Annotated in this window: 20 protein-coding genes; 6 read left to right on the top strand and 14 right to left on the bottom strand. The window is 33.1% G+C overall.

All coding sequences use genetic code 11. The features are described 5' to 3' along the window. Positions 1 to 629: 629 nt before the first annotated feature. The gene (locus ACE3PD_RS01335; RefSeq protein ID WP_374398802.1) at positions 630 to 1,250 is read left to right on the top strand and encodes a hypothetical protein; all 621 of its coding nucleotides are present in this window, start codon (positions 630 to 632) and stop codon (positions 1,248 to 1,250) included. A gap of 56 nt (positions 1,251 to 1,306) precedes the next feature. Here ACE3PD_RS01335 and ACE3PD_RS01330 read toward each other — a convergent pair whose 3' ends face one another. From ACE3PD_RS01330 to ACE3PD_RS01285, 10 genes are all read right to left on the bottom strand, one after another. Then, complete coding sequence (locus tag ACE3PD_RS01330) at positions 1,307 to 2,470, bottom strand: class I SAM-dependent rRNA methyltransferase (RefSeq protein WP_374398800.1); 1,164 nt, start codon at positions 2,468 to 2,470, stop codon at positions 1,307 to 1,309. A gap of 136 nt (positions 2,471 to 2,606) precedes the next feature. Beyond that, positions 2,607 to 2,975 carry a four helix bundle protein gene (locus ACE3PD_RS01325; protein ID WP_374398798.1) on the bottom strand — a complete coding sequence of 123 codons (369 nt, stop codon included), beginning with the start codon at positions 2,973 to 2,975 and terminating at the stop codon, positions 2,607 to 2,609. A 99-nt stretch (positions 2,976 to 3,074) separates the two neighbouring features. Continuing rightward, positions 3,075 to 3,734: a CoA transferase subunit B gene (locus ACE3PD_RS01320; protein ID WP_374398796.1), complete on the bottom strand. Its 660-nt coding sequence runs from the start codon at positions 3,732 to 3,734 to the stop codon at positions 3,075 to 3,077. Between the two features lie 133 nt (positions 3,735 to 3,867). Continuing rightward, positions 3,868 to 4,566, bottom strand: coding sequence for a CoA transferase subunit A (locus ACE3PD_RS01315; protein WP_374398794.1), 699 nt, complete (start codon positions 4,564 to 4,566; stop codon positions 3,868 to 3,870). A gap of 18 nt (positions 4,567 to 4,584) precedes the next feature. Further along, positions 4,585 to 6,876, bottom strand: coding sequence for a penicillin-binding protein 1A (locus tag ACE3PD_RS01310; RefSeq protein ID WP_374398792.1), 2,292 nt, complete (start codon positions 6,874 to 6,876; stop codon positions 4,585 to 4,587). Position 6,877: 1 nt separating this feature from the next. After that, positions 6,878 to 7,375, bottom strand: a complete 498-nt coding sequence (locus ACE3PD_RS01305) for a gliding motility lipoprotein GldH (RefSeq protein ID WP_374398790.1) — start codon at positions 7,373 to 7,375, stop codon at positions 6,878 to 6,880. Beyond that, positions 7,356 to 8,519 (bottom strand): stage 0 sporulation family protein, encoded by a 1,164-nt coding sequence (locus tag ACE3PD_RS01300; RefSeq protein ID WP_374398788.1) that lies wholly within the window; start codon positions 8,517 to 8,519, stop codon positions 7,356 to 7,358. The genes ACE3PD_RS01305 and ACE3PD_RS01300 overlap by 20 nt, the downstream gene beginning before the upstream one ends. Positions 8,520 to 8,700: 181 nt before the next feature. Continuing rightward, on the bottom strand, positions 8,701 to 8,931 hold the full coding sequence (locus tag ACE3PD_RS01295; RefSeq protein ID WP_026725596.1) for a ferredoxin: 231 nt from the start codon (positions 8,929 to 8,931) through the stop codon (positions 8,701 to 8,703). Beyond that, on the bottom strand, positions 8,931 to 10,172 hold the full coding sequence (locus ACE3PD_RS01290; RefSeq protein WP_374398785.1) for a peptidase U32 family protein: 1,242 nt from the start codon (positions 10,170 to 10,172) through the stop codon (positions 8,931 to 8,933). Before ACE3PD_RS01290 ends, ACE3PD_RS01295 begins: the two co-directional genes overlap by 1 nt. Further along, positions 10,172 to 11,530 (bottom strand): rhodanese-related sulfurtransferase, encoded by a 1,359-nt coding sequence (locus ACE3PD_RS01285; protein ID WP_374398783.1) that lies wholly within the window; start codon positions 11,528 to 11,530, stop codon positions 10,172 to 10,174. Before ACE3PD_RS01285 ends, ACE3PD_RS01290 begins: the two co-directional genes overlap by 1 nt. A gap of 188 nt (positions 11,531 to 11,718) precedes the next feature. On the opposite strand from ACE3PD_RS01285, the gene recA reads away from it, so the two are divergent. From recA to ACE3PD_RS01265, 4 genes are all read left to right on the top strand, one after another. Beyond that, positions 11,719 to 12,723, top strand: coding sequence for a recombinase RecA (gene recA / locus ACE3PD_RS01280; RefSeq protein WP_026725599.1), 1,005 nt, complete (start codon positions 11,719 to 11,721; stop codon positions 12,721 to 12,723). Positions 12,724 to 12,815: 92 nt separating this feature from the next. After that, on the top strand, positions 12,816 to 13,217 hold the full coding sequence (locus tag ACE3PD_RS01275) for a hypothetical protein (RefSeq protein ID WP_374398781.1): 402 nt from the start codon (positions 12,816 to 12,818) through the stop codon (positions 13,215 to 13,217). An 11-nt stretch (positions 13,218 to 13,228) separates the two neighbouring features. Beyond that, entirely contained in the window at positions 13,229 to 13,771 is a 543-nt protein-coding gene (locus tag ACE3PD_RS01270; RefSeq protein WP_374398778.1) for an RNA polymerase sigma factor, read from the top strand. Continuing rightward, positions 13,768 to 15,426, top strand: coding sequence for a hypothetical protein (locus ACE3PD_RS01265; RefSeq protein ID WP_374398776.1), 1,659 nt, complete (start codon positions 13,768 to 13,770; stop codon positions 15,424 to 15,426). Before ACE3PD_RS01270 ends, ACE3PD_RS01265 begins: the two co-directional genes overlap by 4 nt. 89 nt (positions 15,427 to 15,515) lie before the next feature. On the opposite strand, the gene ACE3PD_RS01260 is transcribed toward ACE3PD_RS01265, so the two are convergent. Then, positions 15,516 to 16,256 (bottom strand): lysophospholipid acyltransferase family protein, encoded by a 741-nt coding sequence (locus tag ACE3PD_RS01260; RefSeq protein WP_374398774.1) that lies wholly within the window; start codon positions 16,254 to 16,256, stop codon positions 15,516 to 15,518. 106 nt (positions 16,257 to 16,362) lie between these two features. Between ACE3PD_RS01260 and trpS the strand changes: the two genes are divergently transcribed. Continuing rightward, a complete protein-coding gene (gene trpS / locus ACE3PD_RS01255; protein WP_374398772.1) occupies positions 16,363 to 17,331 on the top strand; it encodes a tryptophan--tRNA ligase in 969 nt (322 codons plus the stop codon). A gap of 61 nt (positions 17,332 to 17,392) precedes the next feature. On the opposite strand, the gene ACE3PD_RS01250 is transcribed toward trpS, so the two are convergent. Genes ACE3PD_RS01250 through dprA form a run of 3 tightly spaced genes read right to left on the bottom strand, consistent with a single transcriptional unit; the run spans position 17,393 to position 21,782 of the window. Further along, positions 17,393 to 18,037, bottom strand: a complete 645-nt coding sequence (locus ACE3PD_RS01250; protein ID WP_374398770.1) for a hypothetical protein — start codon at positions 18,035 to 18,037, stop codon at positions 17,393 to 17,395. A gap of 31 nt (positions 18,038 to 18,068) precedes the next feature. Then, entirely contained in the window at positions 18,069 to 20,642 is a 2,574-nt protein-coding gene (locus tag ACE3PD_RS01245) for a phosphoenolpyruvate carboxylase (RefSeq protein ID WP_374398768.1), read from the bottom strand. 36 nt (positions 20,643 to 20,678) lie between these two features. Next, positions 20,679 to 21,782 (bottom strand): DNA-processing protein DprA, encoded by a 1,104-nt coding sequence (gene dprA / locus ACE3PD_RS01240; RefSeq protein ID WP_374398766.1) that lies wholly within the window; start codon positions 21,780 to 21,782, stop codon positions 20,679 to 20,681. Positions 21,783 to 22,010 lie beyond the last annotated feature (228 nt).

The following is a 22,010-nucleotide window of genomic DNA, read 5'->3' as shown; positions in this document are numbered from 1 at the left end:
TTTTTACTATATTTGACATAGATATTGTTTTGTTTGACGACATCAAGATACTGAATTTCAGTATCTTGAACAATATCTAAACCATTTTTTTTCACTAAATTCTCTCTTTTTTCTCTCAAATAATTACACCCAACGGGTTAAATTATAAAGATTATAAACCTGACTCTAACTTAATTAGTACTTTTTTTGATAATAATAAACTACTATATTTTGATACCTTTTTAAATAAAATTAATTTAAAAAACTTAAGTCCATTTAAAAATGTTAATGAAATTACATATTTAATTGATAGGCTGAATGAAGGAGGCAACTACATTGAATCTTCTAAAATCATTAATCAACTATATCCATTCAAAGCAAAAAAACTTAAAAATGGCAAAAGCATTAATGATTTTAAACCTATTAATATTAATGATGAAATAGAAAAACTTAACGAGTATCAAATAATTTTAATTAACGATTACCATTTTTTTGAAACATCAAGATACTCAACGTTATTTTTTTTACATCATTTAAAAAAGTATGGATTTACTCATTTATTAACAGAAGACTTTACTCCAAAAGAAGAAATTGAACCACTTACTAGTAAGGAAATTAAAGGTTATTACTTAAAACAACCAACTTATGGTTTGCTTACCGATTATTCATTTAAAAACAATATAAAATTATTTGGCTACGATCATAAATATGATTGCGAAGATAAAACACTGAATAATCAAAGATGTAGAGATTCTATGCAAGCCATTAATATAAAAAGAATAATTGATAAAAATCCAGAATCAAAATTTATCGTTTTTGGCGGTCATGGGCATACTTTTTATAATTATGAAGATATAAAGCCAATGGGACAATATCTAAAAGAAATTTTACCAAATATGAAAATTGTTTCTTTAAACCAGCTTTACTATATTGATTCATTTGGAGAACAAGAATCAATTTTTAAGTTATTAAATAATAAATATAAACTAGACACCCCGCACTTAATTAAAGAAGAAAACACCTATTTTGATTATACGATTATCCAATCTGATAAAGAAATTGGATATTGGTATAAAGCAAAGACAGGAATTTTACCTCAAAAAATTAAAATTAATAAAAACAAAGGGTATTATGTTGAGGTAATTTCAAAATTAACAAACATAACAGTTTTTAAAGGGAAAATTGAACAAATTAAAAATAATCAAATTTATTTACCCGAAGGAAAATACAAAATAATATATTACGATACTAATTATAATCTATTAAATTAATCAACATAAACATTTAAAAACCGAACACTGAAAACTCTAAACTCCCAACTAAAAACCTACTCCACAAACAAAACCAATCCTTTTAAATAATGACCTTCTGGATGGTAAATGTTGGTTGGATGATCTGGGCCTTGTTCTAATTTATGTAATACTCGGATGTTTCTTCCGGTTTCTATTGCCGCGGCGGCAACGGTGTTATAAAACAAAACATCATCAATAACTTGTGAGCAAGAGAACGTGAATAGAATTCCGTTTGGAGCTAAGGCTTTTAAACCTGCAATATTTAAACGTTTGTAGGCTTGCGTTGCCGTATGTTTGCTTTTGATGCTTTTCGCGAAAGCGGGCGGATCTAATACAATTACATCGTAAATTTGATGATTCTCTTTCATGAAGTTGAATACATCATCAGCTACAGCTTTATGATTGGCATTTGGAAAATTTAATTCCATATTACTCGCCGCTAAATCTACAGCTTTTTGAGAAATATCTACCGAAGTTACTAATTCTGCTCCGGCACTCATGGCGTAAATTGAAAATCCGCCTGTATAACAAAACGTGTTTAATACTTTTTTACCTTTTGAGAATTCACCCAATAATTTACGGTTTTCGCGTTGGTCTAAGAAAAAACCTGTTTTTTGTCCTTCTACCCAATTTACCGAAAACAAAATGTTGTTCTCTTTCGCAACCGCTTCTACTTTATTTCCGAATAAGAAATAATCAGTTCCTGTATTTGGTAAAGTTCCTGAACTTTTGCAATAAATGGTTTCGCAATAGTCTGGAAAATTCGATTTTATGGCTTCAGCGATTTGCTCCATTTGAAGAAAAACTCCTGTGGAATGCGCTTGAATTACCCAATTTTTATCGTAATAATCAATAATCAATCCCGAAATTCCATCACCTTCTCCGTGAATCACACGAAAAGCATTTGTAACTTCAAAATCTAATAGTTGCGTACGTAAATACCAAGCCGATTGTAGTTTGGTTACCCAAAAGTTTTCAGAAAAAGTTTCATCTCCGAAAGTCAAAATACGAACTACGATACTTCCTTTATCGCTGAAATATCCAGTTCCTAAATGATTGTTTTTCGAATCGACTACATCTACCATTTCGCCATCGTTTATTTCACGACTAACACCGTAAACCGCACCACTAAAAATCCATGGATGACGACGTTGAATTGATTTTTCTTTACCTGATTTTAAAATTACTTTTGGGAACATATTAATGTGTCAATTTGAAAATGTGTCAATGTGCCAATTTAATTAGTCAATTTGAAAATGTGTCAATGTGCCAATTCTTATTATTGATTCATCAACTAATTGACACATTCTCTCATTGTCACATTGGCTTATTGCCTCATTGGCTCATTTTTTTAGTGGTTGAAATGATTTTATTTGTAATTTTTAATATGTCAAAAACCTCATTTAGTAATTCTTCTGAATTTGGATAATTTTCCAACTCATTACAAAGGAATAACCAAAACTCGGTTTCATCGGCTTCTTTCATTGCAATTTTCATTTTATGAATGAAGTCAGCTTTACTTTCAGAATTTTGAGCTTCTTTGATGTTTGCTCCTATCGAAGTTCCTGATTTTAATAGTTGATTGGCGATAACATACTTTCTATCTTCTTCTAATTTTTCTGTGTATTGAACTACTTTTTTAGCAAATTCAAATGATTTTAAAAGAATTAAATTGTTTTGGTACTTTTCTTGAAATGTTATCATGGCTTATATATTTGTTTAATGTGTCGATTTTATAATGTGCCAATGTGTCAATTGAACTATAGTTAAGCAAATTGACACATTGACTAATTGCCTCATTGGCTAATCGATTTTCATTTCTGGAATTTCTCCCTCAATGACTAAATCGGCTTCTGTTGCTTTAATGATGTCTTCTACTGAAACACCTGGCGCACGTTCTAACAATTTGAATCCTTTTGGTGTGATTTCTAAAACCGCTAATTCCGTAACGACTTTTTTCACACAACCAACACCTGTTAAAGGAAGTGTACATTTTTTCAAGATTTTCGATTCTCCTGCTTTATTTACGTGCATCATGGCTACGATAATATTTTCTGCAGAAGCTACTAAATCCATAGCACCACCCATACCTTTTACCATTTTTCCTGGAATTTTCCAGTTGGCAATATCGCCGTTTTCAGAAACTTCCATTGCTCCTAAAATCGTTAAATCTACTTTTTGTGCACGAATCATTCCGAAACTAAAAGCCGAATCAAAGAAACTTGCTCCTGGTAAAGTCGTAATTGTTTGTTTTCCTGCGTTGATGATATCCGCATCTTCTTCACCTTCAAAAGGGAAGGGTCCCATTCCTAAAACCCCATTTTCTGATTGAAATTCAACTGAAATATCGGTACGAACATAATTGGCAACTAAAGTTGGTATCCCGATTCCTAAGTTTACATAGTAACCGTCTTTTACTTCTTGTGCTATTCTTTTTGCGATTTGATTTTTATCTAATGCCATAATGTAATGTGTCAATTTGATAATGTGTCAATGTGCCTATTTTAATGTGTCAATTTGAGAATGTATCAATATGTCAATTATTTTATTGACTAATTGGCTCATCGTCACATTGGCTCATTTGCACATTGGCTAATTATTTTTGTCTAACGGTTCTTTGCTCAATTCTTTTCTCAAATTTTTCCCCCTGGAAAATACGATTAATCATAATTCCTGGAATGTGAATTTCATTTGGATCTAAAGTTCCAGCTGGTACTAATTCTTCAACCTCAGCAATAGTAATTTTTGCTGCGCCAGCCATTGGTGCATTAAAGTTTCGAGCTGTTCCTTTGAAAATCAAATTTCCTGCTTCGTCACCTTTCCATGCTTTTACGATAGAAAAATCGGCTTTGAAAGCGTGTTCTAAAACATGCATTTTTCCGTTAAATTCACGAACTTCTTTTCCTTCTGCTACTTCTGTTCCGTAACCTGCTGGGGTAAAAAATGCTGGAATTCCGGCTTGAGCAGCACGACATTTTTCAGCTAAAGTTCCTTGTGGTGTTAGTTCTACTTCTAATTCACCTGAAAGCATTTGTCTTTCAAATTCAGCGTTTTCTCCTACATAAGAAGAAATCATTTTTTTGATTTGACGTTTTTGTAATAATAATCCCAATCCGAAATCATCAACACCTGCATTATTGGAAATACAAGTTAAATTGGTAACTCCTTTATTTACTAATTCGGCAATACTGTTTTCAGGAATTCCACAAAGACCAAAACCACCTAACATGATAGTTTGTCCGTCTTGAATTCCTTCTAATGCTTCTTGTACGTTATTAACTTTTCTAGAAATCATATTTTGGTTTGTTGTTGTTTATAATCCGAATTCATCCATACTAGGTTCATCTGTTGGCACAGCTGTTGAATCCACTACTTTTTTAGGTGTCCAACAATCTACTTTAATTTTTAAATCGTCTGGACGTTCAAACGGTTCTTTGGATACATCTAAATCGCTGTCTGCATAACATTTTTTCATGAAGATTCCCCAAATAGGTAATGCCATTGTAGCTCCTTGACCTAATCTTGTTGCTCTAAAATGGGCCGCTCGGTCTTCGTTTCCAACCCAAATTCCAGTTGCTAAATTTGGCACCATTCCGATAAACCATCCATCGGAATTGTTTTGAGAAGTACCTGTTTTTCCCGCAATTGGATTTCCAAAACTATAATCGTATTGGATGAAACCGCCGCCACCATATTTTAAACGGGCTCCCGTTCCTGAACTGGTAACTCCTTCCATTAATTTTACAACGGCATAAGCGACATCTTTATTCACGACATCTTTTGTAACTGGCACTGGTTGATCGATAACCACTCCGTTTTTATCTTCAATTTTGATGATAAATGTTGGCTTTACATATACTCCTTGATTGGCAAACGTACTCATAGCGCCAACCATTTGTTCCACCGTAATATCAACAGCGCCTAATGCAATTGAAGGTTGCTCTGGAATATCAGAAGTAACTCCTAATTCTTTCGCCATCGCTACAACCGCTTTTGGTCCCACTCTATCAATTAACTTGGCAGAAACTGTGTTTACCGAGTTTGCTAATGCTTTTTGTAATGTAATGGTTCCTCTGTAATTGCCGTCGGAATTTTTTGGAGACCAATCGGCATCAATTCCCCATTTGCCTTTTGGCATAGTGAAATAACTATCGATTATAGAATCACATGGTGACATTCCCAATTGTTCAATAGCTGTTGCATACAAGAATGGTTTGAAAGTAGAACCTACTTGTCTTGCTCCTTGCCCCACGTGATCGTATTGGAAATATTTGTAATTAACTCCTCCTACCCAAGCTTTGATGTGACCACTTCTTGGTTCCATAGCCATCATACCGGTTTGCAACATATGCTTGTAGTAAATAATGGAATCTGTTGGTTTCATGATAGTATCTTTTTCACCTTCATAGGTAAAGATTTTCATTTTTGCAGGCACATCAAAAGATTTTAGAATTTCTTCTTCTGATTTTCCATTCAAATCCATTTTTCTCCAACGCTCAGAATTTTTCTTAGCTTGCATCATAATTTGTTGCGTTTGCTCTGGAGTAATATCTACGAATGGTGCATTTTCTTTTCCTTTTGCATTAATGAAGAATTCTTTTTGCAAGTTTTTCAAGTGCTCGGTTACCGCTTCCTCTGCATATTGTTGCATTTTGGAATCGATAGTCGTGTAAATTTTTAAACCATCGCGATACAAATCATATTCGGTTCCGTCTGGTTTTAAATGGTCTTTTACCCATTTTTTCATGTAATCTCTTAGATATTCTCTAAAGTAAGTCGCACTTCCTTCGGAATGACTTTCCGGTCTAAAATCTAATTTAATTGGAAGTTTTCTTAGTTCTTCTTTTTTAGCTTCAGAAATTACGCCGTTTTTCACCATTTGTCCTAAAACCGTATTTCTTCGGTCTAAAACTAATTTGGCTCTTTTTTTACGATTTGGATTATATAACGAAGGATTTTTTAACATCCCTACAAACAAAGCAGATTCTTCAATAGTTAAATCTTTTGGCTCCTTATTCATATAGATTTTAGCTGCCGAACGAATTCCAACCGCACCATTTACGAAATCTACTTGATTCAAGTAAAGCGCGATGATTTCTTGTTTAGTATATTGACGTTCCAAACGAATCGCAATAATCCATTCTTTTACTTTTTGAATTACCCTGAACAAAATGAATTTCGAACCTTCACCATGGAATAAATTTTTAGCCAACTGTTGGGTTAAGGTACTTGCTCCTCCATCTCTCCCTAATCGAACAACCGCACGCAACGTTCCTTTAGCGTCAATTCCTGAGTGTTCGTAGAAACGTTCATCTTCTGTAGCTACTAAGGCTTTTACTAAATGTTGTGGTAATTCTTCATATTTTACAGGCGTTCTGTTTTCTTTAAAGAATTTTCCAATAACCACTCCATCTGAAGAAATAATTTCAGTTGCTACATTTGAATCTGGATTTTCCAAATCATCAAATGAAGGCATCTTTCCAAAAAATCCCCAAGACGCAAAAAGGAATAATAAAATTACTCCTAAAAATCCGTAGGCAAATAATTGCCAAAATTTTCTTTTATACTCTGAAAAATCGTTTGTATTTGCTTTTTTGGTAGCCATACTATTTTATTTTTTCAATTCTTAATCCTAATTCTGTAATTCCTTTAAGTTCTGACACTCCATCTACTTTTCCTGTCTCTCTCACTGCCTGAACTACCTCAACATTATATTTTCCTGCTCTACTAAATTTGAAGTTCTTCAAATACCACAACTTGCTTTCCTTCACATCTGAAAAACCTTCACCTAATAAAGTTCCATCTGGGTTTGCCATTAAATATTCTAATGTATCTATTTTAATGGTTGGTTTTTTTCCTGGCTCCTTCATCGTAACAATCAAATACATGTTATTGAAAGGATAATCATTATTGTTTCTTACATTTAGAAACAAATGATACGGATTTACCGTGTCTTTTTGTTCAAATGCAAAACGCAAGGTGTCTGATTTTTTCCAAGAACCGTCTAACTCTTTGTATTCACTGAAAAATTGCTTTTCATCGCAAGAGAAAAAAAGCACAGTGAATAGCACTAACCCAATAAATTTAGTCTTTTTTAGGAGCATTTTTAAAATTTGATGGTTTACGTTTTTTGTTTCTATTGTTGTTCTTTTTCTTAGGTTGATCAAAACGAGTTAAACTGTCTTGTCCTACCACATTTTCGAATTTTTTCTCTACTTCTTGAACCGTTTCCACTACATAATCTTCCAATGCTGCTACACGTTCTTTTTTCTTATTAATAGCTACAATTTCTTTTACTTTTGCAACTGGTAAAACCAACCATTGTGCTGGAGCATTAGCATAAGAAAACCACATGATTTCTTTGAAAATATCGATTTTCTGGCAATATGCATCGCCTTTTTCGGTATATAATTTCGTATCCATATCGGGCACATCTTTCAATGCATCCAAATAGGTATCTAATTCATAATTCAAACAACATTTTAATTTACCACACTGACCTGCCAATTTTTGTGGATTTAACGACAATTGCTGATAACGAGCTGCTGAAGTATTCACACTTCTAAAATCGGTTAACCAAGTTGAACAACACAATTCTCTTCCACAAGAACCAATTCCTCCTAAACGAGCTGCTTCTTGACGGAAACCAACTTGTTTCATTTCGATTCTAATCTTGAATTCTTGTGCAAATTCTTTAATTAATTGACGGAAATCTACACGGTCATTTGCAGTATAATAAAACGTTGCTTTAGAACCATCTCCTTGAAATTCAACATCCGAAATTTTCATTTCTAATTTCAAATGGATAGCGATTTCTCTGGCGCGCATACGAACGGCTTCTTCCTTATTTCGAGCTTCTGTCCAAATATCAATATCTCTTTGAGAAGCTTTTCTGTAAATTTTGGCTAGTTCTTTGTCTGGATTTTCGCCTTTCTTTTTCATTTGAATTTTTACCAATTCGCCTGTTAAAGTCACAATTCCAATATCGTGTCCTGGAGAAGCTTCAGTAGCAACGATATCTCCAATAGCTAATGTTAGCTTTTCTGTATTTCTAAAAAATTCTTTTCTTCCGTTTTTAAAACGAATTTCAGCTGCATCAAATGGTTCTTGACCACCTGGCAACGTCATGTTTGATAACCAATCGAAAACCGAAAGTTTGTTGCAGCTATCGGTGCCGCAAGTCCCGTTATTATTACATCCTTTTGGTGTGCCGTCTTTAGCACCCGTGGAACAGTTTGTACATGCCATAATTTTGAATATATGTTGATTGTCCGTTTGTTGGACTACGTTTCTAAAATGTTTTTGAGCGTAAAGATATTGATTTTTTATGGAAACTTTCAAATTCAATCTTTGGAAGTTGTACAAAAAGAAAAAACCTATCTCATTATAAAACGAAATAGGTTTTCATATAGTATTGTAAAACAAAAATTTAAGTTTCTTTTACGGTAATAATATGCACCGGGCAAGCTTTTGCTGCTAATTCACAATTTTCAACAATTGTATGATCAGCCGATTTTAAAGTGTGAAAACCTTTGGCATCAACTGATTTTATTAATACTGATTTTCCGTCTTTTTTAGACATTTGAAATTGTGCGGGTGCCATTTCTACACAATAATTGCAACCAATGCACTTGTCTCTTTGAAGCGTAACAACAACCATTAGTTTTCTACAATTTTATACATTTTGTCCGATAAACGAATGCGGAACGGCACTTTCAAAGTACAACTATCTCCCTTAGTTGCTTTTTCAGAAGTGACATCATTCACAAAGAAATCTTCTAAAATTAATTCTTGCGCTCCTGTTGACGGACCTGTGATTAAAATTTTATCGCCTTTTTTAATGTCGTAAGCTTCAATTTTGAATTCGGCTATACTTGATTTTGGGAAATAATGCATTCCTTTTCCAACATATACTTTTTTCTGAGTGGCATTAGAACCTGGATTGTCTGACCATTCGCCTAATTTTTGTCCCAAATAATAACCGCTCCAAAAACCACGATTGTAAACGGTTGCCAAGGCTTCCATCCAAGTTTGAATTTTTTCTTTAGTAAACGTTCCTTCGTAATAAGAATCGATAGCTTCACGATACGTTTTGATAACAGTTGCTACATAATCAGCAGCGCGACCACGACCTTCAATTTTTAAAACTTTGATTCCAGAATCAATAACTTGGTCTAGAAAATCTAAGGTACATAAGTCTTTTGGCGACATCATGTATTCGTTATCCAATTCGATTTCAAAACCAGATTCTTGGTCGATAACCGTGTATTTTTTACGACAATTTTGTTTGCACGCACCACGATTTGCCGATGAGTTATGTGAATGTAAACTCAAATAACATTTTCCTGAAACTGCCATACACAAAGCACCGTGACCAAAGATTTCGATTTCTACCAAATTACCGCTTGGTCCTTTTATTTGCTCTTTTTCGATGTCATCGGTAATTTTTTTCACTTGACGCAAACTCAACTCGCGAGACAAAACAATCGTATCAGCAAACATGGAGTAGAATTTTACAGTTTCGATGTTCGTTACATTCAATTGGGTAGAAATATGGACTTCCATTCCCATCGTACGAGCTGTCATAATCACTGCTTGGTCGGATGCAATTACGGCTGTAATTCCAGCTTCTTTGGCCTTGGTTAAAAGCGTTTTTACAATCGATAAATCATGATCGTAAATAATCGTATTTAAAGTTAGATAGGTTCTAACGTTTTTTTCGTTACAACGACGCGCAATTTCTGGCAAATCGTCTAAAACGAAATTCACCGTTGCACGAGCTCGCATGTTTAATTGTTCTACACCAAAATAAATTGAGTCGCAACCATTATCTAAAGCTGCTTGCATCGATTCGAAATTTCCTGCAGGCGCCATTAATTCTATTCTTCCAGAAGTTGTCATTAGCTGATAATTTTAAATAATTTATCGGATAATCTTACTCTAAAAGGCACTTCAAAAGTTACTTTATCGCCAACTTTTGCTGATGAACTTTCTGTTCCGTTTACGAACATTTTTTCTAAAACCAATTCTTGATTTCCAGTTGTTGGTCCCGAAATTAGAATGCTGTCACCAACATTTAGTTCTTGATTTTCTATAACGAAAAGGCCTACTTGTGCTTTCACATAATAATGTTCGGCTTTACCAAGCAATACTTTTTTTACTTTTATTTTCTGACGAATGTCTTTTGTTTTTTCGGCTACAGCCAAAGGTTTATGCGAAAGTTCTCCTGAATGTTTGAATTTCAAATTCTCTGATTTTCCTTTTCGGAACACTTTATTTCCTACTTGTTTTCCTCTACGAAGTTTAACTTGTTCGGCCAATGGTAAATGTGTGATTTCTAAACATTCGGTAGAACAACAATTTTCCATGGCTGTTTTACATTCGTCACATTGAATGAATAGTAAATGACAACCATCGTTCAAACAATTCGTGTGATTATCGCAAGGTTTTCCACATTGGTGACATTGTGAAACGATATCATCAGTAATTCTTTCTCCTAATCTGTGGTCGAAAACGAAGTTCTTTCCGATGAATTTACTTTCCAAACCTTCTTCTTTGATTTGTTTCGCGTAATTGATGATTCCGCCTTCTAATTGGAAAACATTTTTAAAACCTTGATGTTTGAAATACGCCGACGCTTTCTCGCAACGAATTCCTCCAGTGCAATACATCACCAAGTTTTTATCTTCTTTGAAATCTTTTAATTGTTCGTTAATAATTGGTAACGATTCACGAAAAGTTTCTACATCTGGAGTAATTGCACCTTTAAAATGACCGATTTCACTTTCATAGTGATTTCTAAAATCGACTACAATCGTGTTTGGGTCTTCTAATATTTGGTTGAATTCTTTCGCTTTTAAATGCACTCCAATATTGGTTACATCAAACGTTTCGTCGTTCAAACCATCGGCTACAATTTTATCACGAACTTTTACCGTTAATTTTAAAAACGAATGGTCGTCGTGTTCTACAGCGACATTCAAACGAATGCCACGCATAAAATCATAGGCTTCTAAAGTTTCTCTAAAAGCTTCGAAGTTTTCGGCAGGAACACTCATTTGAGCATTGATACCTTCTTTGGCTACATACGTTCGACCAAGAGCATCGAGTTTGTTCCATTCGATAAATAAATCGTCGCGAAATTTTTTGGGATCTTCAATTTTGGCATACGCATAGAAAGATAATGTAAGACGTTGTTTTCCGGCTTCATCAATTAATTGAGCTCTTTCTTCTGCGCTTAAAGTGTTATACAGTTGCATGCTATAAACGTTTAAGTGAGAAATAGATTATGAATTCTAAATGGAAGAATTCGGGCACAAAGGTAATAAAATTGATTAAAAATCAAATCTTTAAATGCTCTTGAAAACATATTAACAATTTTTGGCACAATTGAAAAAAGCTGTATTTTTACCAAAAAAGAATTGTAATCAATTTAAAGCCAAATATTATGAGTTCAGACAAAGAAGCAAAATTAAAAGCCTTACAACTAACATTAGACAAACTTGACAAAACATACGGAAAAGGAACCGTAATGAAACTAGGTGATAGCGCTGTTGAAGAAGTAGAAGCTATTCCTACAGGTTCGTTAGGTGTTGATTTAGCGCTTGGAGTAAATGGATATCCAAGAGGAAGAATCATAGAAATCTACGGACCAGAATCGTCAGGTAAAACTACGTTAACATTACACGCCATAGCTGAAGCTCAAAAAGCAGGAGGAATTGCAGCATTTATTGATGCAGAACATGCATTTGACCGTTTTTATGCTGAAAAATTAGGAGTTGATATCGACAATTTAATTATTTCACAACCTGACAATGGGGAACAAGCATTAGAAATTGCTGAGAGTTTAATTCGTTCCGGGGCGGTTGATGTTGTAGTAATTGACTCCGTTGCTGCTTTAACACCAAAAAGTGAAATTGAAGGCGACATGGGTGATTCTAAAATGGGATTACACGCACGTTTGATGTCGCAAGCTTTGAGAAAATTAACAGGAACGATTCACAAAACGAATTGTACAGTTTTCTTCATTAACCAATTACGTGATAAAATTGGAGTAATGTTTGGAAGTCCAGAGACTACAACTGGAGGAAATGCCTTGAAATTCTATGCTTCGGTTCGTATTGATATTCGTAAATCAACTCAAATTAAAGATGGTGAAAACGTTATTGGTAATAGAACTAAAGTTAAAATTGTAAAAAATAAAGTAGCACCACCATTTAGAACGGCAGAATTTGATATTATGTATGGTGAAGGAATTTCAAAAGTAGGTGAAGTTTTAGACTTAGCTGTAGAATTTGAAATCATCAAAAAAAGTGGTTCATGGTTTAGTTACGGAGAAACGAAATTAGGTCAAGGTCGAGATGCTGTAAAAGCATTAATCAAAGACAATCCAGAATTAATGGATGAACTGGAACAAAAAATTAAAGAGCTTATCAAAGAAAATAACGCTTAAAAATTAAATCACGCCTTGAGCGTGATTTTTTTTACAAATAGACGCAACCTTTTTTAAAAAAATTAATCTACAAAGTATAATAATCAATGAAAATGAAAAAATTAATTTTATTAGTAAGTATCCTTTTTTTATTTAATTCTTGTGAACCTGAAGGGAATGATTATTCGGTTCATATTTTACCTGTTGAATCTGTCGACATACCAACTGAGTTTGAACTTGGAGAAACTTATCCTATAACGATGCGATATTATAGGCCATCAAATTGCCACTCTCCGTATGGAATTTATTATGAAAAAGATTTAAACATGAGAATTTGTGCAATCAAAAATTTGCTTGAAGACAGAGGAAATTGTGCGCCAGTAGAAAATATTTTAGTAGAAGAAACTTTTAATTTTCAAGTAACAAGTACAGGAAATTATATTTTTAAATTTTGGACTGGAGAGGACTCTGAAGGTAATAATACTTTCTTAGAATACGACATTCCTGTTAATTAACTTATCGTAAATTGATTATAGAGCAACTTATAGATGAATGTAGTAACAACAATACTAAAGCACAAGAGCAAGTTTATCGTTTACTAGCGCCAAAATTGTTTTCTGTGTGTTTGAAGTATTCACGTAATTACGAAGAAGCTCAAGACAATTTACAAGAAAGTTTTTTAATCATTTTTGAAAAAATAAATCAATACAAAAAAACGGGTTCATTTGAAGGTTGGGCAAAACGAATCGTTATTAATTATGTACTACAGCAATATAGAAAACAAAATATTTTTGAAATTGTTTCTGAGAAAATAGCTGATGATGAGGAAATTGAAATTGATGATGATAACATCAGTTTAGAGTTTTTAACTAAGATTATTCAAGAATTACCAGATAGATATCGATTGGTTTTTAACTTATATGTATTAGATGGATACTCTCATAAAGAGATTGCAGAGATGTTAGAAATCAACATCGGAACATCTAAATCAAATTTAGCTAGAGCAAAAGCTATTTTGAAAAATAAGATTGAATCCAATAATAGTTTTGAGGTAAAAAAAAGTAAATGAAAGACAATAAAAATATAGAACGATTATTTCAAGAGAAATTCAAAGATTTTGAAGCCTTACCGCCTCAAGATTCTTGGGATATTATTGCTAGTCGTTTAAATGAAAAGAAAAAGAAAAAAAGAATTGTGCCTATTTGGTTCCAATTTTCTGGAATTGCCGCTTCATTATTTATAATCGGTTCATTAATTTGGAATTTCTCAGGTGAAAGCAATACAACTGAGGTGCCAAATTCTAACAACACAATTGTAAATACTGAAGATTCTAAAGGAAACTCAAATAATTCAAACATTACTTCACCTAATAACGAAGCTATTGTTTATGATTCGCAATCAAATGAAGAAAATTTAGATAAAAAATCTAACAACTCAATCAATCAATATAATGAAAAATCGATTGATGAAAAATTAGTTAAATCGAAACTTAAAAACAATTTTAGTAGAAGAAACGGATTAGTTTCAAATGGCAAATTACAAAACGATATTGATGCAAGTTCAAATCAAAAAGGATTTAAAAAAGGAAAGAACAATTTCAAAAAACAATCATCATCTGTAACAAATTCTGAAAAAGCTTTAGTTGCTAATACAGAAAAAAACAAAGCAAAAAGAAAATCAAAATCGAAGTCAATTAAAAATAATTCTGATTTTGAAAACCTATTTGATGATAATAACGTAGTTGATAATAATAGAGAAGATAAAAACGCTATCAATAAAGAAACTATTGATGCTTTTTTTGAAAATAAAACATCAAACACAACAACAATAACTAATAATGATTCTATTATAAAACAAACAAACAATTCAGATGTTGTTGTTTCCAATGAAATCATTACTCAAGATAGTACGCTAGTGGCTGAAGTTTCTAAAGAAACAAATCTGCTAGAGGAATTGCTTAAAGAAAAAGAGGCTGGGAAAAATGAAGATGAAAAAGAAGAAAAAAGAAGTAAATGGGCGATTAGCACAAACGCGTCGCCTGTTTATTTTAACTCCTTAGCACTAGGATCTTCAATTGACCAACAATTTGATTCAAATAGTAAAAATTATGCTACCACTTTGAGCTTCGGTATTACTGGAAGTTATGAAGTAAATCAAAAATTAAGTGTAAGAACAGGAGTGAATAATATCAGTCTAAGTTATAACACTAATGATATCATTTTTGGTGCTAAAATAAGAGGTGCAGAAAGCAATATTCCATCTATTGCCAGAAATGAAAATGCTGCAAACATGGTATTTTCATCAAAACTTAATAATGTAGAAACATTATCAGGCGATATAGAAAATGTAGTTATTGAAAACAATGTAGGAGCCTTACAACAAAATATTAGCTACATCGAAGTACCTTTAGAATTAAGCTACAAACTGTTGGATAAAAAATTTGGTATTGAGGTGATTGGTGGAATGAGTACTTTATTTTTAAATCAAAATAACATTTCGTTAGTCGCAAATGGTCTCGAAATGGAAGTAGGAAGAGCAAATAATTTAAACAATATACATTTTAGTAGTAATGTCGGTTTGGGTTTTAGATATAATTTCTGGAATTCTTTTAATGCCAATTTCCAGCCTATGTTTAAATACCAGATCAATACGTTTAGTGAGAATTCCGGTAACTTTAGGCCTTATTTTATAGGCTTGTATACCGGAATTAGTTTTAGTTTTTAAGCTTTGTTGGTTAAGCTTAAATTTATAGTTAAGTTGTTTCATTTCTAGTTAAAATGAAACTGAAAAAGTCTGGATGCGTCTGGACTTTTTTAATTTAAATCGTCCAATAAAGGTTGCAAAATAATTCCTCTTACTTGTTCTTTCAAAGCATTTTTATCTTCTAAGGTTTTTCCTTTGGTTTCAATAATCGGATAAATTTTAGCTCTCATTTTTCCTGGGCTTCCACTGAAAAAAGTATACGAAAAACGTTTTTTATTATCAAAAAATACCATTGGTACAATAGGTAATTGATGCTCAATAGCAATTCTGAAAGCGCCATCTTTAAAATCATCCAGCACAATATGTTCTTCGGGAACGCCACCTTCTGGAAAGATACAAATGCTCAATCCTTGATGAATTCTTTTCTGAGCACGTTCAAAAACCGCATAGCGACTTTTGCTACTACTTCTATCAACCAAAATACAAACACGTTTATAGATAAATCCAAAAATCGGAATCTTAGCCAATTCTTTTTTTCCTACAAAAACAAACGGATGATTTTTAACTGCAATCAACATCAACATAATATCGGTCATTGAAGTGTGATTGGCAACTAACATATAACTTTTTCCATCTTCAAAAACCTCATCGCCTTCTATTTTGTAATGGAATCCCATTCCAATTAAAATGAATTTTGCCCAAATACGCGCAATTCTAAAAAATAACGGATAGGTTTTTTCACTTAAAATCGTAGCCAAAATGAAAGGAAAAAGTACAATAATGGGAACTAAAACCAAAATATAGAACCAAATTCGATATAAAAGGGTAAGCGGATATTTTAAAAATTTCATTTTCTTCAGCAAATAATATTCCCAAAAGTAATGATTTTCGTAAAACTTCCACTTTTTAGTTTTGCCTTTTTACATTATCCTTTACCTTTGCAAAAAACAGTAGAAAATGGCAAAAATCTTAACCGGAGTTCAAAGTACAGGAACGCCTCACTTAGGTAATTTATTAGGAGCAATTTTACCAGCAATTAAAATGGCTGAAAATCCTGATAACCAATCGTTTCTTTTTATTGCCGATTTGCATTCGATTACGCAAATCAAAAATGGTGCAGAATTAAGACAAAACACCTACAGTACGGCGGCAACTTGGCTAGCTTGTGGATTAAATACCGATAAAGTAATTTTTTACCGTCAATCAGATGTGCCTCAAACAGCGGAATTGTCTTGGTATTTGAGCTGTTTTTTCCCGTTCCAACGTTTAACTTTAGCGCACTCGTTCAAAGATAAAGCGGATAGATTAGAAGATGTAAATGCGGGATTATTTACCTATCCAATGCTAATGGCTGCTGACATTTTATTGTATGATGCTAATATTGTTCCGGTAGGAAAAGATCAATTGCAACACATTGAAATTACAAGAGATGTGGCTTCGCGTTTTAATCACCAAATGGGAGAAACCTTTGTTTTACCAGAAGGAAAAACAAGTGAAGAAACCATGTATGTTCCGGGAACAGACGGACAAAAAATGAGTAAATCGAGAAACAATTTCATTAATATTTTTGTGGACGATAAAGCGCTTCGCAAACAAATTATGGGAATTCAAACCGATAGTACACCATTAGAAGATCCGAAAAACCCAGATACTTGTAATTGTTTTGCTTTGTACAAATTGTTAGCAACACCAGAACAAACGGAAGTAATGAAAGCCAACTATTTAGGTGGAAATTACGGCTACGGTCACGCAAAACAAGAATTATTCGAATTAATCGTTGAGAAATTCAAAACCGAAAGAGAAAAATACAATTACTACATCAACAACTTAGAAGAAGTAGATAAATTATTACTCGAAGGTGCCGCAAAAGCAAGTAAAGTAGCTAATGGTGTTTTGAAAAGAGTTAGAGAGAAGTTGGGTTACTAAGAAAAATCAAATTTAAAAAAAGAAAAACCTCAAAGTTTAGATGTATAAATTTTGAGGTTTTTTATTCTCTAATGATTTTTTCTATTTTCCATTTGTTTTCCTTTTTAGAGAAATTACAAAATACATGATAAGTTCCATACATTTTTAATACAGAAAAAAATGCTTTTTCATCTTTCTCATCAATAAGTACTCGAGTTAAGAAAACCAAAGGATTGTTTGAATTTCTATCTTCACCCTCAAATGTGTTTTTAAAATTTATTAAATTAATTTTTAGATTACATTTTTCAAATTCTTTTAATTCAACACCTCTAAAATCTAAATTATTAAATTTATAAATATTCTTATCAAATTTTAATTTTTCAACATCTGCAAGAGTATCTAAAATTCCAAATTCAATTCGCTTAAATTTTTCAACCAAATTAAATATACTATCTGATTTTTCTTTTCTTATTTTTTTATACTTTTTCCAATCATTATATTCTACTTTTTTAATACTATCAATCTGTTTATTAGTATAATTTATTGAGTCAATTTCTGGTGGTGGAATAATAATTCCTAATCTAAGAAAACTGTTAATCTCATGTTTTGCAATTTCCGGCAACACATCACACAAAACTTCTGCTTCTAATTCTTCATAGGTTTTTTCTTTCTCATTGCAAGAAAATATAAAGAAAGAAAAAAATGTAAGTAAGATTAGTTTTTGCATAAACCTGAATTTACAAAATCAACAACAAAAACTAAGCCGAATTTCTACTCGCGTTAATATTTCCAAACAACGAGCGCGTTACTATTTTTTCATAAACCGCAATTAACTTTTCGTCTGGTGTTGGGTTTTCTCTCAAAGCTTTAATTTTTAACAAGGCATATTGCTGAATCGTTAATAGAGGCACCACCATTTTTTCTCGCATTTCTATGGAAGCTTTTCCGTCGGGATAGTTTTCCATTAATTCTTTGAAACCTGAAATTTTTAGCAATAAGCGTTTGGTTTCTAAATATTCATCGTGAATTATGGTCCAAAAAGCGCCAAATTCAGGATCATTTTTCATATAAGCTGTCAACGGGAAAAACGATTTACATAACGCCATCATACTGTTTTCCAACAACGTTCTGAAAAACAACGAATTTTGGTACAAGTGACTTACTTCGTCCCAACGGTTTTGTTCTTCAAAATGTTTTAAAGCCGTTCCAAGTCCGAAAAATCCGGGTACATTTTGCTTCAATTGACTCCAAGAACCCACAAACGGAATTGCTCTTAAATCATCTAAATTTAATTTCGCTTCTGATTTTCTTTTGGATGGTCTACTTCCAATATTCGTTTTAGCGTAATAATTCAACGTGCTCATTTTTTCCAAATAAGGCACAAACAACGGATGATTTTTAAAATCAATATATTTCTTAAAACTAATTTCAGCTAATTGTTCTAAAATGGCATTTTCAGAATGCGTCAATTCATTTTGATTGGTATTGAAAACTTGATTTTTCGCACCCGCACTCACCAAATTCTCTAAATTATAACGACACGAATCTAACGTTCCAAAATTAGAACTAATGGTTTGTCCTTGCACCGTTAATTGCAATTGCTGACTTTCTATTTTTGGCCCTAACGAAGCATAAAACTGATGCGTTTTTCCACCACCACGCGCTGGAGGTCCGCCACGACCATCAAAGAAAATCACTTTGATGTTGTACTTTCTGGAAATTTCAGTCAACGCTTCTTTTGCTTTAAAAATTGCCCAATTTGCCATTAGATAACCACCATCTTTTGTTCCGTCTGAGAAACCTAACATGATGGTTTGCTGATTGCCACGATTTTTCAAATGATTCGCATAAACCGAATTCGTGTACAATTGTTCCATCACCAAATCGGCTTTGTGCAAATCTTCCACCGATTCAAAAAGCGGGACCACATCAACCGTTGGATTATTCCAATCACACAACTGAAACATCGCCAAGGTTTCCATGACGTTCAAAGCACTTTCGTTGTTACTAATAATATAACGGTTACAGCCTAATTCGCCATTATTCTTTTGAATCGTGCGAATAGCTTCAATAGAACTGATGGTTTCTTTCGTAATTTCATCCTCAAAATCTGAAGCTTTTAATTGGGCAGAAGCTTTAGACAAAATATCAATTTTTGCTGTTTCCGATAAATTAAAATAATCTGCTGGAAACAAACTTTTCTCTTTTTGAACAATGTCTTGAAAAACCGCTTTGTGAATTTTGCTATTCTGGCGAATGTCTAAAGTCGCAAAATGAAAGCCAAACAAATTGACTTTGTTCAATAACAAATCCACCTCATCCACATAAAGCGATTGGTGTTTTTCAACAATGATATTTTTGATATTATGTAATTGCGATTTGAATTCCTCCAAAGAAATAAAAATCTCTCCTTGCGAATAAAAAACCGAACGGTATAACTTGTTTTCTAATTCGGCAATAATCACGTCAACACCTGTGAAAGTTAATTTTCGTTTTAATTTTCGAATATCGGTGTAATAACATTTTAAAATAGAAGTTCGTAAACGTTCGGCAACTTTCAAAGTGATTTCAGTAGTTACAAACGGATTCCCATCTCGATCGCCACCGGGCCAAAAACCTAAATTGAGTACATCATTTTTGAGTTCGTTTCCTTTGAAAATATTCTTTTGAAGGTAATGCACCATTTCGCTTGCCGTAGGATAAAAGACGTTTTCCAAGTACCAAATCAAACTCACAGCTTCATCAAAAGGAGTTGGTTTTTCTTTTTTGAAGAACGGCGTTTTACCCAATTGCGCCAACAAATCTTTAATTACAATATGATTATTAGATTTCAAAGCTTCCGTTAAATCGGTAATAATTCCTAAAACTGAACCCGGATAAAACTGTGTTGGATGCGCGGTTAAAACCGTTCTAACTTTAAAGTTTTCTAAAAACTCTTTCAGTTCTTTGGTTTTTCCTTCTGATTCTGCTGTTTCTTTAATAGCACGAAGCGAACTCTTGCCTTCCATATTGTTTACAATTGGAAAAGCGGCATCTTCAATCGCATCAAAAAGCACCACTTGGCGCTCCACATATTGAATAAATCGAAACAACAAACTGATTTTTTCTGCTTCAGAAGGATTATCCAAATATTTCGTTACGAAGGTTTCAAAAATCTCCGCTGGACTTTGTTCATTTTTATAACCGTTTTCACAAACTTCTGAAAACAAAGGCAACAAAACACCGGTATTATTGATCTCATCAAAAGGCAACGTGATAAAAACACTGTTATAAATCGTATATTTTGAGGCAACATTTTGTTGGAATCGTTCAATTTTTGGAAGCGTGTACATTGTTCTTAATTTTGACACTAATTTACGAGTTTAAAATTAAACCACCTCAAACATTTTACCTGGCAAAGGACGAATCACTCCTTTTAATTCCATATTTAACAAAATAGACGAAATGCGATAAATGGGAAAATCGCATTCTAAAGCTATAATGTCCATCATTTCTTTTCCTGTTTTTTGAAGGTAATCGTAAATGATTTGTTCTTCATCTGTTAAGGTAACGAACAATTGTTTTTGAATTACTTTTTGAGATTCGCGTTGCAATTCCCAATTCAAAATGTAAACCAAATCCGCTGCTGATGTGAGCAAATTGGCGCGTTGTGTTTTAATCAAATTGTTGCAACCTTGACTGTATTTATCCGTTGTTCTTCCTGGAACAGCGAAAACATCTCTATTATAATCATTAGCTAAATTAGCGGTGACCAATGATCCGCCTCTTTCGGCACTTTCAATTACTATAGTAGCTTCGCTAATACCAGCCACAATGCGATTCCGTTTGATAAAGTTTTCCTTATCGGGATTGCTGGTGCTCCAAAATTCGGTTAAAAAGCCGCCATTTTGTTCCATTTTTGCCATGTACTTTTTGTGGGTTTTCGGATAAATTTGATTTAATCCGTGTGCTAAAACACCTATGGTTTGTAAACCACAATCCATTGCCATTTGATGGGCATAAATATCAACACCGTAAGCAAAACCACTAACAATTATGGGATTTAAAGGTGAAATTTCTTCAATCAATTTCTTAGTAAATTCCATGCCATACGTCGTGATTTGACGTGTGCCGACAATACTGATGATTCTTTGGTTTTGTAAATCGATATTTCCGGCTTGGAATAAAAGTACGGGACTATCGTAACAATTTTTTAATCTTTCGGGATAGTTTTCTTCTTGAAAATAAGTAGTGGAAATATTTTCTTGTGCAATAAATTGGAGTTCCGCTTCCGCTTTTGCAAATACCGATTTGTCTTGTAAATTTTTAATTACAACCGAACCAATGCCGTCAATTTTTTGAAGTTGGGATTTTTTTGAAGCGAAGACTTCTGCTGCGTTTCCGCAATGTTGGATGAGTTTTTTGGCGATTACATCTCCTACTCCTTCCACTTGCATGAGCGCAAGCGTGTGGTATAATTCTGACTGTGTCATGGCGTGTATAAAATTTATTTGGCGTATAATTGAAGAACAAAAATAGTTCTTTTTAGCAATAATCCAAAAAAGAAAATGGAAAGCTAACTAGGTACTATCTTTAATTGCAAATTTATGTTGTTATTTTTTTTAACTTTGTTACACCGAGAGGAAGCTTCTTGCGATTATTCACTGGATGTTTACCTTGTGTAGCCTCAACTTGTTTGGGGCTATTTTTTTCTATTTTGT

This window comes from Flavobacterium sp. (genome assembly GCF_041911335.1).
Taxonomy (GTDB): Bacteria; Bacteroidota; Bacteroidia; order Flavobacteriales; family Flavobacteriaceae; genus Flavobacterium.
Note: the sequence above shows the minus strand (reverse complement) of the source record. Positions and strands in the feature narration are given on the sequence as shown.